Source organism: Stutzerimonas marianensis (genome assembly GCF_022810315.1).
GTDB lineage: Bacteria > Pseudomonadota > Gammaproteobacteria > Pseudomonadales > Pseudomonadaceae > Stutzerimonas > Stutzerimonas marianensis.
On record NZ_JALGRD010000044.1, the window covers coordinates 1 to 251 of the forward strand.

Here is a 251-nt window from a genome sequence, read left to right on the forward strand (position 1 = left end):
CTGCATGTCACCGTTACCGTTTCCGTTGCGCTTTCTTCTCTCAACAGCTTCAGAGGCTCCGGTTCAGCATCTAATTCTACCGGTTCGCAAGGCGGCGTTGGAGTTGGAGTAACTCCAGGAGTTAATTCTATTCTTCCATCAGCGACGCCACCATCTGTCACCGTGACGGTCTTTGTGTTCGTGATGTACCCTGTCGCAGCCGCAGTTATCGTTCGGTCTCCAACAGCCACATCATTGAATGAATAAACACC

At 51.0% G+C, this 251-nt stretch carries 1 protein-coding gene; it reads right to left on the reverse strand.

Annotated elements, in window-relative coordinates:
- Positions 1 to 251, reverse strand: a 251-nt coding sequence (locus tag MST27_RS22195; protein WP_243608012.1) for a hypothetical protein, incomplete at both ends; no start/stop codon positions are given.